The sequence below is a fragment of the Phocaeicola salanitronis DSM 18170 genome (genome assembly GCF_000190575.1).
GTDB lineage: Bacteria > Bacteroidota > Bacteroidia > Bacteroidales > Bacteroidaceae > Phocaeicola > Phocaeicola salanitronis.
Window position 1 is genome coordinate 1,422,152 of record NC_015164.1, and the last position, 14,894, is coordinate 1,437,045.

The 14,894-nt window shown below is 51.4% G+C and carries 12 protein-coding genes; 7 read left to right on the forward strand and 5 right to left on the reverse strand.

Translation table 11 applies throughout. The annotated features are described in order from the left end of the window. Nucleotides 1-37 precede the first annotated feature (37 nt). Together BACSA_RS06425 and BACSA_RS06430 are read left to right on the forward strand one after the other, a co-directional pair. Nucleotides 38-1,687 (forward strand): NAD(P)/FAD-dependent oxidoreductase, encoded by a 1,650-nt coding sequence (locus tag BACSA_RS06425; protein WP_013617291.1) that lies wholly within the window; start codon nt 38-40, stop codon nt 1,685-1,687. A gap of 144 nt (nt 1,688-1,831) precedes the next feature. Then, nucleotides 1,832-2,404: a response regulator transcription factor gene (locus BACSA_RS06430; protein ID WP_013617292.1), complete on the forward strand. Its 573-nt coding sequence runs from the start codon at nt 1,832-1,834 to the stop codon at nt 2,402-2,404. Between the two features lie 418 nt (nt 2,405-2,822). On the opposite strand, the gene BACSA_RS06435 is transcribed toward BACSA_RS06430, so the two are convergent. The 5 genes from BACSA_RS06435 to BACSA_RS06455 all read right to left on the reverse strand — a co-directional run bounded on the left by BACSA_RS06435 (nt 2,823) and on the right by BACSA_RS06455 (nt 9,117). Beyond that, a complete protein-coding gene (locus tag BACSA_RS06435) occupies nt 2,823-4,028 on the reverse strand; it encodes an alpha/beta hydrolase (protein ID WP_013617294.1) in 1,206 nt (401 codons plus the stop codon). Between the two features lie 535 nt (nt 4,029-4,563). Beyond that, nucleotides 4,564-5,325, reverse strand: coding sequence for a DUF6261 family protein (locus tag BACSA_RS06440; RefSeq protein ID WP_013617295.1), 762 nt, complete (start codon nt 5,323-5,325; stop codon nt 4,564-4,566). A gap of 298 nt (nt 5,326-5,623) precedes the next feature. Beyond that, nucleotides 5,624-5,941, reverse strand: a complete 318-nt coding sequence (locus tag BACSA_RS06445; protein WP_041583918.1) for a hypothetical protein — start codon at nt 5,939-5,941, stop codon at nt 5,624-5,626. 28 nt (nt 5,942-5,969) lie between these two features. Then, nucleotides 5,970-8,372, reverse strand: coding sequence for a collagen-like triple helix repeat-containing protein (locus BACSA_RS18885; protein ID WP_013617296.1), 2,403 nt, complete (start codon nt 8,370-8,372; stop codon nt 5,970-5,972). A 364-nt stretch (nt 8,373-8,736) separates the two neighbouring features. Continuing rightward, nucleotides 8,737-9,117, reverse strand: coding sequence for a DUF3127 domain-containing protein (locus BACSA_RS06455; protein WP_013617298.1), 381 nt, complete (start codon nt 9,115-9,117; stop codon nt 8,737-8,739). Between the two features lie 168 nt (nt 9,118-9,285). Between BACSA_RS06455 and dnaN the strand changes: the two genes are divergently transcribed. Genes dnaN through rlmB form a run of 5 tightly spaced genes read left to right on the forward strand, consistent with a single transcriptional unit; the run spans nt 9,286 to nt 14,894 of the window. After that, nucleotides 9,286-10,410 carry a DNA polymerase III subunit beta gene (gene dnaN, locus BACSA_RS06460; RefSeq protein WP_013617299.1) on the forward strand — a complete coding sequence of 375 codons (1,125 nt, stop codon included), beginning with the start codon at nt 9,286-9,288 and terminating at the stop codon, nt 10,408-10,410. Between the two features lie 44 nt (nt 10,411-10,454). Further along, nucleotides 10,455-11,231: a 3'-5' exonuclease gene (locus BACSA_RS06465; protein ID WP_013617300.1), complete on the forward strand. Its 777-nt coding sequence runs from the start codon at nt 10,455-10,457 to the stop codon at nt 11,229-11,231. Nucleotides 11,232-11,234: 3 nt separating this feature from the next. Further along, on the forward strand, nt 11,235-12,428 hold the full coding sequence (coaBC, locus tag BACSA_RS06470; RefSeq protein ID WP_013617301.1) for a bifunctional phosphopantothenoylcysteine decarboxylase/phosphopantothenate--cysteine ligase CoaBC: 1,194 nt from the start codon (nt 11,235-11,237) through the stop codon (nt 12,426-12,428). Between the two features lie 15 nt (nt 12,429-12,443). Continuing rightward, nucleotides 12,444-14,108: a DNA repair protein RecN gene (recN, locus tag BACSA_RS06475; protein WP_013617302.1), complete on the forward strand. Its 1,665-nt coding sequence runs from the start codon at nt 12,444-12,446 to the stop codon at nt 14,106-14,108. A 45-nt stretch (nt 14,109-14,153) separates the two neighbouring features. Continuing rightward, a complete protein-coding gene (rlmB, locus tag BACSA_RS06480; RefSeq protein ID WP_013617303.1) occupies nt 14,154-14,894 on the forward strand; it encodes a 23S rRNA (guanosine(2251)-2'-O)-methyltransferase RlmB in 741 nt (246 codons plus the stop codon).

The window sequence follows — 14,894 nt, forward strand, 5'->3', positions numbered from 1 at the left end:
GTTTCAAAAAACTTACAAGCGAAAAAACAACAAACCTATGATACAAGAACTTCAATTACGAGTACTGCCCGAACAGGCAGCAAGCGATGACAACATCAAGCAATACATCAGCCGGGAGAAGGGACTGGACGCACGGACCATCAAGGCGATACGCATACTGAAACGAAGCATCGACGCACGCCAACGAACCATTTTCGTCAACCTGAAAGTACGGGTGTTCATCAACGAAATGCCCGAAGAAGAAGCTTTTACACATACCGAATACCGCAACGTGGAGGGGAAACCTGCCGTCATCGTAGTGGGAGCCGGACCGGGAGGACTGTTCGCGGCACTGAAACTGATAGAACTGGGACTGCGCCCCATCGTGGTAGAACGGGGGAAAAACGTACGCGAACGCAAGGAAGACCTGGCACGCATCAGCCGTGAGCACAAAGTGGACGCCGAATCGAACTACAGCTTCGGCGAAGGCGGAGCAGGTGCCTACTCGGACGGAAAGCTCTATACACGGAGCAAGAAGCGGGGAAACGTGGAAAAGATACTGAACGTGTTCTGCCAGCACGGAGCGGACACCTCCATCCTCATCGACGCACACCCGCACATCGGGACGGACAAACTGCCGCGCGTCATCGAGAACATGCGCAACACCATCCTTGCCTGCGGCGGAGAGGTGCACTTCCAGACTCGCATGGACGCGCTCATCATCGAACACAATGAAGTGGCGGGCATCGAAACGAATACGGGCAAGACGTTCCGCGGCCCCGTCATCCTTGCCACAGGACATTCGGCACGCGACGTGTACCGCTGGCTTTATACCCACGACGTACACATCGAGCCGAAAGGCATCGCTGTAGGAGTAAGGCTGGAACACCCGTCGATGCTCATCGACCAAATCCAATACCACAACAAGGCGGGACGGGGAAAATACCTGCCCGCGGCGGAATACAGCTTCGTGCAACAGGTAGACGGACGGGGCGTATACAGCTTCTGCATGTGTCCCGGAGGATTCGTGGTGCCGGCGGCAAGCGGCCCGCACCAGATAGTGGTGAACGGAATGAGCCCCAGCAACCGGGGTACGAAATGGAGCAACTCGGGGATGGTGGTGGAACTCCGCACGGAAGACCTCGCCCATCCCGACCTGCAACTGCAGGCATGCGAGGCTTTCCCCGACTCGGCGGAAGCACAGACCGAAGCCCTGACAGCACAGGCAAAGACGGAAGAAGGAACAGTACACCCGCTGGCGATGATGCGTTTCCAGGAAAAGCTGGAACAAATCTGCTGGCAACAGGGAAACATGCGGCAGACGGCTCCCGCACAACGGATGGCAGACTTTACCCGCAAGAAACTGAGCTTCGACCTGCCCCCCACGTCGTACAGTCCCGGACTGATTTCGTCGCCCCTGCACTTCTGGCTCCCGAAGTTTATCGGAGAGCGCCTGAGCCAAGGCTTCCAGCTTTTCGGGAAAAGCTCGCGCGGCTTCCTTACCAACGATGCCGTGATGATAGCCGTAGAGACCCGCACTTCCGCCCCCGTACGCATCGTGCGTGATGCCGAAACGCTCCAGCACGTAACCGTAAAGGGTCTTTTCCCCTGCGGAGAAGGGGCAGGCTATGCAGGCGGCATCGTCTCGGCAGGCATCGACGGAGAGCGGTGTGCCGAAGCTGCCGCTGAATATGTATTATCAATTTAAACGCAGATTAACGCAGATTTTCGCAGATTGTTTTTATTCGCAATTTTTCGATTGACAACAACGGTTTGGTATGAAATCGTAAATCATCTAATAAAATAATCTGCGAAAATCTGCGTTAATCTGCGTTTCAAAAATCAATCAACCATGCCACATACACCTGAAATTGCCATCCTCGAACAAAACACGCTGGCTGCACTCGGATTGCGGACCATCCTCGAAGAGCTGATACCCAATGCCGTAATCCGTATGTTCTCGTCTTTCGGACAACTGATAGACGACACGCCCGACATGTATGCCCACTACTTCGTGTCGGCACAAATCTACTTCATGCATACCGCATTCTTCCTTGAACGGCAACCGAAAACCATCGTGCTTTCGAACGGGGAACATCCGCAGCTGAACGGCGTACCCACGCTGAACTGCACCCTTGCACAAGACGAACTGCTGAAAGCCATCGTGCGCCTGCGCCAGTACGGGCATCACTCCTTACCTCCCCTGCACGCCACCGCGCACGACCTTTCGCCCCGCGAAATCGAAGTGCTGGTGCTCCTTACCAAAGGCTGCATCAACAAGGAAATAGCCGAACGGCTCAACATCAGCCTCACCACGGTCATCTCGCACCGCAAGAACATTACCGAAAAACTGGGCATCAAGTCGGTGTCCGCCCTCGCCATCTACGCCGTGATGCACGGATACGTGGAAGCCGACCGCGTGTAGGTTGTCTTTCACCACAGATTACACAGATTATAGTCAATCAGAAATGGATTGCGATAAATCCGTTAATCCTTTATATTGAACACAGAGGCACGGAGAAATAAATATATAGAGAAGGTAAAGACCATAGAGCCAAACTTTTACTCTGTGAACTCTGTTCTCTCAAGAAATAAAGCTCTGTGTCTTTGTGTCTCTGTGTTCCATTCCATTTTTTCGCAAACCAATTTTGTTTTACTATAAAATAATTTTATATGAATGCCCGCATCTTGCCAATCAACCTGTAGGGGCGTATCGCATACGCCCGAAAGCGTTCACGTGGATAAGTTGGCGCATCCGGGCGTATGCGATACGCCCCTACATTGGCTGTTTGCGGATATTCAAATAATTTTAATTGAAAATCTGTGTAATCTGTGGTGAAAAACTACCGGAACAGCTCCGGCAAGAAATGATTCAGGTACTTGCGCCAGTTGCTCCAGATATGCCCGCCGTCCGTTTCCATGTACTCATAACGGTAACCCTGGGCATCGAACCGTTTGCGGAGCCCCACATTGTCCTGATACAGGAAATCGGCAGTTCCGATGGCGATGAAATACAGTTTCGGAGCCTCGGCAAACTGGCGGGCAAGCTTCGTGTCAAGGTCGGCATAGACAAAAGCATTGTCTCCCTTTGCCTCACGGTTGACGGCTGCCGAAAACAAACCTACATAATCGAACAGGTCGGGATAGTTGGCAGAGATGTAAAGCGAATGGAATCCGCCCATCGACAGGCCCGCGATGGCACGGTGTGCCTTGTCGTTCACCGTGCGGTAATGCGACTCCACATACGACACGATATCGGGAAATGCCACCTCGAACGAACCTTCCATCGTCTTCGGATTCATAAACGAAGGCTTGTACATGCTGTTCGGGTACTCGCCCGGAGCAGCTTCCTGCCCGCCGTTCCCGTTCGGCATCACCACAATCATCGGTTTCGCCTTGCCTTGCGCTATCAGGTTGTCGAGTATCTGCACGGCACGCCCCAGTTCGCTCCACGCATTCTCGTCGCCCCCGGCACCGTGAAGCAGGTAGAGCACAGGGTAACGCTCCGTACCGTCCTCGTAACCTGCCGGAGTATAGACCGTCATGCGGCGGCGCTCCATCCCCAGCTTCGGACTGGGATACCACACCTTCGACACCGTGCCGTGAGGCACCTCGCGCACAAAATAGTTGGCAGACAGCTCACCGTCGACCAGAAAATAATTGGTATACGTGGCTATGTCGCGGAGCATATATACGTTGCTGGGATCCACCATCCGCAACCCGTCTACGTAGAAACAATACGTGTGCAATTCGGGCGCAGGTATCGGAGTCTCCAGCGTCCACACGCCTGCTGTGTCGCGCGTCATCGCCTGACGGAGAGGCATCTCTACCGCCCCCAGCGGAGTTTGTTTCTGCACCTTGCCGAAATAGTCGGCTTCTACCGTCACTTCTTTTGCCGCCGGTGCCAACAGGCGGAACGTGACTGTCTGCGCCGCCGTATCCACTTCCGGCGAAACGATGTTCCCTGTGTTTACCGCAACGGTCTCTTGCGATTGGGCAGCGAGTGCGAACAGGCATCCCGCCGCCAGCATCCATAATCTTTGTTTCATACTTATCGTTTTTTTAATAATACGCAGCAAAGTTAGCACAATTCTTCGTTACGCGGGTGTTGCGGATTGCAAAATCTGCCGTAACGTAAAAGGAAACACAGATGGGAAACACAGATTAGCGCAGATTCACGCGGATAAAAAATAAAATAATCTGCGAACCACAAAAGAATTGTCATTCTGAGCGCAAGCGAAGAATCTCGTGAACACCCACGTGGATGCATCCGAGATTCTTCGCTTACGCTCAGAATGACATTACTCTTGCGTTACCTTTGAACCGCAGATTGGCGCAGATTTTCACAGATTAAAATATTTAATATCCGCATACCACCCAATTGCCTTGTAGGGGCGTATCGCATACGCCCCGAAGACACCCGCATGGGTTAGTTGATGCATTCGGGCGTATGCGATACGCCCCTACATGGGATGTTTGCGGATATTCAGATTAAAATATAAAAAATAATCCGCGAAAATCCGCGCTAATCTGCGTTTCAAAAGAAAATAACTTAAAAAATCTGTGTAATCTGTGGTGAAAACATCACTCCGCAGGCTCCGGCTCGTCTTCCGCTGCCGATGCCCGGCTGATGGTCTTGCGGAAGCGCACCACTACGGCATTCACGTCGTCGATGACCTTTTCCAGCGCGGTGCGCTTCGCCTCGTCCTTCGTCACCAGCTCGTTGACGGCGTAGAGGGCGTTTATCGCCTTCGCCAGTTCCTCGAACGCGGCGTCGCTCACGGGGCGCAGCTCCTTCATCGTGGTGCCCAAGGCACGGTCGCGTTCCTGGGCGCTGCGCTCCAGGTAGATGGCGTTGAAGGCATCGTTCGCCTCCAAAATCTCGGTGGCGGCGTTGCCTATCCCGATTACTTCGAGCGGCTGGGCGTAGGTCACGTCCGTCAGCTTCCCGGCAAGGTCGGCAAGGACGGCGGTCTCGCTGGCGTAGTCGAGTTCGGTGGCTTTCCCTGCCTCGTGGAAGGCGAAGGCTACCGTCCGTCCAGCCTGTTGCTGCTCCTCGTCGGGGCAATAGTCGGCGTATGCCTGCGCTATCTGCTTATAGAAAAGGAAAATGTTGTCGCGCTTCCGGTCGGCTTCCTCTATGTCGGGGGTGTTCAGGTAGCCCTTGTCGGGGCGGAAGCAGTCCACTTCGGCGGTTGCTGCTTCGACGAACGCCGTGCGCTGCGTGGCGAACCCTTGTTCGGTAGCGGCTGTTTCGGGTACGGCTGCCATTACATCGGCAACGAACTGCAGGTGTTGTGCGTTGCGTGCTCTCGATTTTGCAAATGTGTAGATAATTTCTTTCATTGTTTTTTGTTATTAAATGGTTAATGATTTTTTTATTTACAATTTCCTGCCCACGGCGTGGGGAGGTTTTCGTAGGCTTACAATTCGTTGCCCACGGTGTGGGGAAGCTTTCGTAGGCTTACAATTCCTTGCCCACGGTGTGGGGAAGCTTTCGTAGGCTTACAATTCGTTGCCCACGGTGTGGGGAGGTTTTCGTAGGCTTGCAATTCCTTGCCCACGGTGTAGGGAGGTTTTCGTAGGCTTACAATTCCTTGCCCACGGTGTGGGGAGGTTTTCGTAGCCCTCGGCAGGCTTGCCCTTAGTTACGGACAAGTATCAGCGGGCGGGTTTCCTTGTCCGCTCCGTTGTTTTCTTCCCATTGATAGTTGCTATATCCGTTCTCGGCAAGGGCTTTGTTCATCTCACCTGCCGCTGTTTGCCAAGTGATATCGTTTTCTACCTTCGTGGCTCCGCTGGACTCTCCACCACCAACGCCATTCGTATTCTCTCCGCTCCAGTAGCAGGCGGTGATAGAACCGGAGTTACCTCCTGCCACGCCCCCGGTGAACCTGCTTCCGGTAACCTTGCCCGTGGAATAGCAGGCGATAATACTGGAATTTCGGCTGGCAGTTCCCATCACACCACCGACCCAGCTATATGATGTATTAGATGTACTGGTTACGTCTCCCGTAGACGAACAGGCAATGAGAACGGCTTTTTTTATTCTCTGTTTCTATCTGTCCTATTACGCCGCCGACTTTGTATCTACCTTTTACTGTGGCTGAAGAATGGCAGTCAGCAGTAGTTCCGTCAATCTGATAGCCTATTATGCCGCCGACCCATTCACCGGAACCTGTTATTTCGGCCGTTGCAGAGCAGCCGGTGGTAGTTCCGTTAAACTGATAGCCTGTTATGCCACCGACATACATGCTGCCTGTCACGCTACTTGCCGCTGAGCAGTTGGTGATGATACCGTCATTGACTCCCGCTATGCCGCCGACTCCTTCACTAGAACCTGTTATTTTGCCCGCAGCTGAGCAGTTTTCGATGATGCCAGAGTTTGAGCCCGCTACGGCACCCACCCAATTGTAACCTTTTATTGCTACACTCGTCAGCTTCAGGTTCTTTACCGTGCCGCCTTCACCGATAGCGCCGAACAGCCCGATGTAATTTGCTTCTGACTGGTTGATGGTCAGCCCCGTGAGGGTATGCCCTGCGCCGTCGAAGGTGCCGGTGTAAGGGTTGTCATAGTCTCCTATCGGTGTCCACTCTGTATCTGTAAGGTCGAGGTTGGCAGCGAGGGTGCAGCTGGTGCTTAAATCTTTTCGCGCGGCTTCCGCCCATGCCAGCAAGCCTTCGGCTGTGTAGACAATATATTTTTGTGAATGTACCACGCGCGAAGCGGTCAGTTCGCTTCCGTCTGTGCGGATAAGGGTGACGCGCAGCAGGGCGTTGCCTCCGCTTGATGTAATCTTAACTGTCTTTGTTTCCAAATCCGCCGTTACGCTCCAGCCTCTCACACCGGTGGCACGGCTGTCGATGTCGGTATAGGTTCCGTCCGTTCCTTCGGGCGTGATTTGTGCCACGAGGGCGGTGTAGTCGTCTGCCTCAGTTCCGGTGGGCAGAGTGATATAGACGGTGGTTTCCGTATCCTCAAGGGTGAGCGTGCCAGTTCCTTCGCCAATCTTTATAGTGCCTTGGTAGATGGGGACTTTGAAGACCGTACCGCCCGCTAACGTGAAAGTGGCAAAGGCATCGCCTTCATTATAGACGGCATCTTTGAAGAACGAATCGCCATTTTTGCCATCTTCACCGTCTTCGCCTTCCGGACCTTGTTCGCCGGTATCTCCTTTGTCGCCTTTCGGACCGGTGACATTGCCTAAGTCTTTCCAATCATCATCGCCTTCGAATTGGTAGTACAGATTCCCGTTTTCTATTTTAAAGGTCGGAGTCTTGCCGTCTGTGCCGTTTTGCCCTTTGGCAGAAACGCCGGTGTCCGTGCCGTTGATTATCCAGTTGCCGTTATTGCCAATTTTCACTGTGGGCGTTGCGCCATCGTCGCCGTCCTTGCCGTTGGTGATGGTAAAGCTATGACTGGTTTCCGTTCCGTTCTCGTCGACAGTGACGTAGGTAATCTGCTGTCCGCCTTCCACAGCCGTTACCGAGGTGATGAAGCTTTTGCCTTCCATCAAATTGCCGTAGGCTTCGAGCTGGCTGTTTAGGTCTTCAATCTTTTTCTCGATGCCTTGCGCCCATTTCCACGTGGGGAGGGTGAGGATGCTGCCGTCGTCGAACGTAAGGGTGACGCTGTTGCCGTCTGTGCTGGTTTCTACCTTTAACACGCCGTCGTCGCCGTCGGCACCGGCACTTCCGTCATTGCCGTCCGCCCCTTTGTCTCCGCTGATGCGGTACCACTCTGCGCCATCGTTTACGCTGAGGTACCAGGCGTCGGCTTGCGCCTTTCCGCTATCGGTCATTACCTTGCCGTCACTCGGCAGATTGGCTCCCAGCAAGATTTGCGGCGTGGGTGCGGAAGTGCCTGCATCGCCGTCTTCGCCGTTGGCACGGACAGGGTTGCCTTCGGGGTCAGTCATCAGTTCGCCGTTCAGCGTCCAGTACCAATTGCCGTCCTTCCGCTGCGTCAAGCCGATTACGGGCGTGCTTCCGTCCTCGCCGTCGCTTCCGTCAGCGCCGTCCTCGCCGTCCTTACCCGGCTCGCCTTGCGGGCCTTGTTCGCCCTGCTCTCCTTTATCTCCCTTGTCACCCTTGTCGCCCTTCGCTCCGTGGCGGATGGTGATGGGGTCGGAGTTGTGGAATTCGATGACGTAGCCCACCTCCTCGCCGTTCTCCGTCAGGGGCGTGACGGAGGTGATGTAGTCTGTTGTGTTCAGCAGCTGCTGCAGGGCGGCGATGTTGCCGTTCACTTCGTCCTGCCACGCTTCGAGCGCCTCGATGCGCTGGGTGTTGCCGTTTACGGCATCCCACAGCGCCGAGTCGTCGTAGTCGTCGCTGCATGCGGCGAATGCCAGCGCAAGCACCGCAACCGATACGTAATGTTTCATTTTCATAAAGCTATTGATTTAGATATTATTGTCGCAAGTTAAACTCCGTTTGCTGAAACGCAACAAATTTAGTCGAATAAATAACATGACGAAACATTTTATCGGATTATTTTATTCTGCGAAAATCTGCGCCAATCTGCGTTTCAGATTATTCACCACAGAGGACACAGAGTATCACAGAGGAAATAAATAAAAAAACTCTGTGCGCCTCTGTGTCCCCTGTGGTGAACCCGCTTATGTCATGGCGTGACTTTGTGTGGGGAAATGCCGTGACGTCTCTACGATAATCCATCTTTATTATAGGAGATGCTGCCTCAAAAAAAAGGTGCGCCATTCTGACGCACCTTTATATCCGTTTCCTACCCTTGCCTTAAAAAGGGAGGTCATCTTTTTCGTCTTGTCCCGAAAAATCTACCGGAGCGGCCGGTGCCGCATTCACTGGCGGGAAAGGAGCCGGTTGAGGCGCGACAGACTGGTCTGCGCTAACCCGGTCTACCTTCCAGGCACGGATACTGTTAAACCAACGTCCCTGCCATTCGCGCGCGTCAATGTCGAACGAAACATTCAGTTCTTCACCCAATTGGATATTAAACTGCTGTATCTTGTCCGCCCCAAACACGTCAAAACACATCCGGCGCGGATATTGGTCATGCGTTTCGATTACATACTCTTGCACCGTCCATTCATTTCCATTTCTTGATGTACCGCTTTTCGGATTAAGTACGGCAATCACTTTTCCTGCTAATTCCATATCTATAGTTTTTTAATTTTGGTCACGAAATTACGCTTTTCTGAAGAAGTAAACTAATTTTTTGACTTCTTTTTGTGATGCATCTCTAATCTTTTCGTAACTTTGGCATTGTTTTGATTTTACATATTACATAACGCGAAAATAAGAATAAATACAAAATTTACGAATATGAAATTTATCGTTTCAAGCACAAACCTGTTCAACCATTTACAAGCAATCAGCCGTGTAATCAATTCGAAGAACTCTCTGCCTATTCTGGATTGTTTTCTGCTCGAATTGCATGACGGCACCCTCTCTATGACCTCTTCGGACAATGAGACCACCCTGTCTACCTCTATCGAAGTAAACGAATTTGACGGAGACGGACGTTTTGCCGTTTCGTCCCGTACCCTATTGGAAGCGCTAAAAGAAATCCCGGAACAGCCTTTGGCTTTCCAGGTCAATTTAGATACCTTGGAGATTACCGTACAATACCAAAACGGACAATATAACCTGATGGGGCAAAATGCCAATGAATATCCCCAGCCGCAAGACTTAGGAGCCAATGCCGTACGGCTGACCATGCCTGCCGAGATACTGATGAGCGGAGTAAACCGATGCATCTTCGCCACCGCCGATGACGAGCTTCGCCCTGTAATGAACGGCATCTATTTCGACATTACGCCCGAAGACATCACCTTGGTCGCATCAGACGGGCATAAGCTGGTACGCAACAAAACCTATGCCGCACACGGCACAGAGAAAGCGGCCTTTATCTTGCCCAAGAAGCCTGCCAATCTATTGAAGAACTTGCTTCCGAAAGAACAGGGAGACGTCCAAATCGGCTTTGACGACCGCAACGCCATGTTTACGTTGGAAAATTACCAGATGATATGCCGGCTGATAGAGGGTCGTTATCCGAACTACAATTCGGTGATTCCGCAAAACAACCCGCATAAAGCCATACTGGACCGCGCTTCGCTTATCAGTGCCTTGCGCCGTGTTTCCGTATTCTCTTCCCAGGCAAGCAGCCTGATCAAACTAAACCTGTCGGACAATCAAATCAAGATATCCGCACAAGACATCGATTTCTCCACATCGGCGGAAGAAACCGTTATTTGCCAGTACGACGGAAATCCGATGAGCATCGGATTCAAATCATCGTTCTTAATCGATATTCTGAACAATATCCCCGCCGCTAATGTCACCATCGAACTGGCAGACCCGTCGCGTGCAGGGGTAATCGTTCCGGAAGAGCAAGAAGAGAATGAAGACTTATTGATGCTGTTAATGCCCATGATGCTGAACGACTGAGCCATTGAGAATATTAATCCCATGCATTACTAAGAAGGAACAACATGAAACTGAATCTGAAGAATCCTCTGGTTTTCTTTGACTTGGAAACCACAGGAACGAATATCAATACCGACCGCATTGTAGAAATATGCTACCTGAAAATCTATCCGAACGGAAACGAAGAGAGCAAGACCATGCGGATTAATCCGGAGATGCACATACCGGAAACATCTACCGCCATTCACGGCATCCATGACGAAGACGTGGCAGACTGCCCTACCTTCAAGCAAATTGCCAAGGAACTGGCAAAATCCATCGAAGGAGCAGACATCGCCGGCTTCAACTCCAACCGCTTCGACGTACCGGTGTTGGTAGAAGAATTCCTGCGTGCGGGCATAGACATCGACCTGAGCAAACGTAAATTTATCGACGTGCAGGTGATTTACCACAAACTGGAACAACGCACGCTATCGGCAGCTTATAAATTCTATTGCGGGAAAAACCTGGAAGACGCACATACCGCCGAAGCCGATACACGTGCCACGTATGAAGTATTGAAAGCCCAACTCGACCGTTACCCGGACACCTTGCAAAACGATGTGGCTTTCTTGTCTGAATATTCCACGTATAGCAAAAACGTGGACTTTGCCGGACGGATTGTTTACGATGACAACGGGGTGGAAGTCTTCAACTTCGGGAAATATAAGGGAATGCCCGTAGCAGAGGTCTTGAAACGCGACCAGGGCTATTTCGGCTGGATTATGAACGGTGATTTCACATTGAACACGAAAAACGTATTGACAAAAATCAGGTTACGCGAGAGCGGATTGGTAAAATAAGACATGGAAGGGAAAAAAATCGTATTAGGCATAACAGGAAGCATTGCCGCCTATAAAGCAGCTGTATTGACCCGCGCACTCATAAAAAAAGGCGCGGAAGTGCAAATAGTCATTACTCCTGCCGGAAAAGAATTCATTACCCCTATCACGCTGTCGGCACTGACCAGCAAACCGGTCATCAGCGAGTTCTTTGCCCAGCGGGACGGCACGTGGCACAGCCATGTAGACCTCGGATTATGGGCAGACGCCATGCTCATTGCTCCCGCTACGGCTTCTACCATCGGCAAGATGGCACACGGCATAGCCGACAACATGCTGGTCACTACATACTTATCAATGAAAGCGCCGGTATTTGTCGCTCCGGCTATGGACTTGGACATGTTTGCCCATCCATCCACCCAGCACAACCTGAATATCCTCCGTTCATACGGAAACCACATCATCGAACCGGCATCCGGAGAACTGGCAAGCCATCTGACAGGCAAAGGCAGGATGGAAGAACCGGAAAAGATTGTAGAAGTATTGGAAAACTTCTTTGCCCAATCCCAAAGGCTGGCAGGTAAGAAAATCCTGATTACGGCAGGCCCGACCTACGAAAAAATCGACCCGGTACGCTTCATCGGCAATTATTCTTCCGGGAAAATGGGATATGCCTTAGCCGAAAGTTGCGCGGAAAGCGGAGCGGAAGTAATCCTGATAAGCGGTCCGGTGAGCCTGAGCACCCGGCATCCGGCTATCCGGCGCATCGATGTAGAGAGTGCGGAAGAGATGTATAAGGCTGCCACGGAATTTTATCCGGCCTGCGACGCTGGCATCTTATGTGCAGCTGTAGCCGATTTTACACCCGAAACCGTAGCTCCCAACAAAATCAAGCGGGAAAAAGACGACCTGCTTATCAAGTTGAAGCCTACACGCGATATTGCCGCTGCCTTGGGGCAAATGAAACAATCCCATCAGCGTTTAATCGGCTTTGCGCTGGAAACCCATGATGAGCTTGCCCATGCCCAGGAAAAACGCAAACGGAAAAATTTCGATTTTATCGTTTTGAATTCACTGAACGATAAAGGCGCCGGCTTCCGTTACGATACCAATAAAATAACCATCGTAGACGAATCGGGACACACGCCTTATCCGTTGAAAAGCAAACAAGAAGCGGCAAACGACATTATCGGTAAATTGGCTTCCATACTGGAATAAATAAAGGACAAACGTATGCTACAATCCATTCATATACAAAATTATGCACTGATTGACAAGCTGGATATCGACTTCATGCCGGGCTTTTCCGTCATTACAGGAGAAACCGGAGCCGGAAAATCGATTATCTTAGGAGCTATCGGATTGCTTTTGGGACAACGCGCCGATATGAAAGCGATTAAAAGCGGAGCATCCAAATGCATCGTGGAAGCCCGTTTCCACATCGTTTCGTATGGCTTGGAAAGTTTCTTCAACGAACTTGACCTGGAGTATGACCCGGAAGAATGCATATTGAGACGCGAAGTGTCAGCAAACGGAAAAAGCCGTGCCTTCATCAATGATACGCCGGCATCGTTGGCACAGATGAAAGCATTGGGCGAAAAACTGATTGACATACACAGCCAGCATCAAAACCTGCTCTTGAACAAGGAAGGCTTTCAATTGACGATATTAGACATCTTGGCGCAAGACGACAAGCAGCTTGCCTCCTACAAGCAGATGTATGCCGATTATAAAAACACGTGCAAAGAGCTTGACACGCTTATCGGACAAGCTGAAAAGAGCAAGCAAGACGAAGACTACCTGCGCTTCCAGCTGGAACAGTTGGAAGAAGCCGGATTAAGAAATGGAGAGCAGGCCGAACTGGAACAGGAAGCCGAGACGCTAAGCCATGCCGAAGACATCAAGGCCGGACTTTACCGTGCCGGGATGTTGATAGACAATGCAGACTCGTACAGCATTCTTTCGCAAACCAAGGAATGCATCCAAACCTTACAAGGCATATCCTCCGTTTACCCTTCGGCGTCCGAATGGAGCGAACGCCTGCAGAGCTGCTATATCGAGCTGAAAGACATTGCGCACGACTTGTCTTCTGCCGAAGAAGACGTAGAGTTCAATCCGGAACGTCTGGACTATGTAAACCAGCGGCTGAACCTGATTTACAACCTCCAGCAAAAGCATCGGGCAGACAGCATAGAAGAATTGATTGATTTGGCAAAAAACTATCAAAAGCAATTGAACGACATTGCCTCGTTCGATGACCGGATAAGCGGGCTTCGCGCCGAAAAAGACACCTTGTACAGTAAGGTATTGGAACAGGCTGCCCTGTTGACCCGGTTACGTACCGGAGCGGCGCATCTCATCGAAGAGCAGATGAAGAAGCTCCTCGTCCCGTTAGGCATGCCCAACGTGCGTTTTGCCGTAGAACTGACGTCACGCAAAGAGCCGGACATAAACGGAATGGACAACGTAACCTTCCTGTTCTCTGCCAACAAGAACGGCACGCTGCAGAATGTAGCGTCCATCGCTTCCGGCGGTGAAATAGCCCGGGTCATGCTCTCGCTAAAGGCGATGATAGCCGGAGCGGTCAAATTGCCCACCATCATCTTCGACGAAATAGATACCGGCGTATCAGGTTCCATCGCAGAGAAAATGGCATTGATTATGCGTGACATGGGGAACCAGAACAGGCAGGTTATCAGCATCACCCATTTACCCCAAATCGCGGCACGGGGAACAACGCACTACAAAGTGTACAAAGAAGACACAGACACCGGCACAAACAGTTACATCCGCAAACTGACACCCGACGAACGGATACACGAAATAGCCCACATGCTAAGCGGAAGCACGCTGACCGAAGCTGCATTGAACAACGCACGGGCGTTGCTCAGCCTGTAAGCACCTAATCAGAACTTGAAAATAAAGAACTAAAGCAACATACTTATGATAGAAAAAAACGAAATGATATTCGGAATACGAGCCGTTATCGAAGCCATAGAAGCAGGAAAAGAAATAGATAAGGTCTTGATAAAAAAAGACATGCAAAGCGAGCTGGCAAAAGAGCTGTTCGCGGCATTAAAACAGTCGTTTATCCCGGTCCAGCGGGTACCGGTAGAACGCATTGACCGCATAACCCGCAAAAACCATCAAGGGGTAGTGGCTTTTATCTCACCCATTACGTACCAGCGGACCGAAGACCTCGTGCCGTTCCTTTTCGAGCAAGGCAAGAACCCCTTATTCATCCTGCTCGACGGCATAACGGATGTACGTAATTTCGGCGCCATAGCCCGTACCTGCGAATGTGCCGGCGTAGATGCAATCATCATCCCTTCGAAGAACAGCGTCAGCGTAAATGCCGATGCCGTCAAGACTTCGGCAGGTGCCCTGCTTTCTCTTCCCGTATGCCGGGAAAACAATATCCTCAGCACCATCCGTTTCTTGAAAGAAAGCGGATTCAAGATTATCGCGGCCACCGAAAAAGGAGATTACGACTATACGAAAGCCGATTACCATTCGCCCACATGCATCATCATGGGAGCCGAAGACACCGGCGTTCCCTACGAGCATCTGGCGCTTTGTGACGAATGGATTAAGATTCCGCTCTTCGGCACCATCGAGTCACTGAACGTATCCGTAGCCGCAGGTATCCTGATTTATAAAGCCATCGAACAACGAGGATTCTAA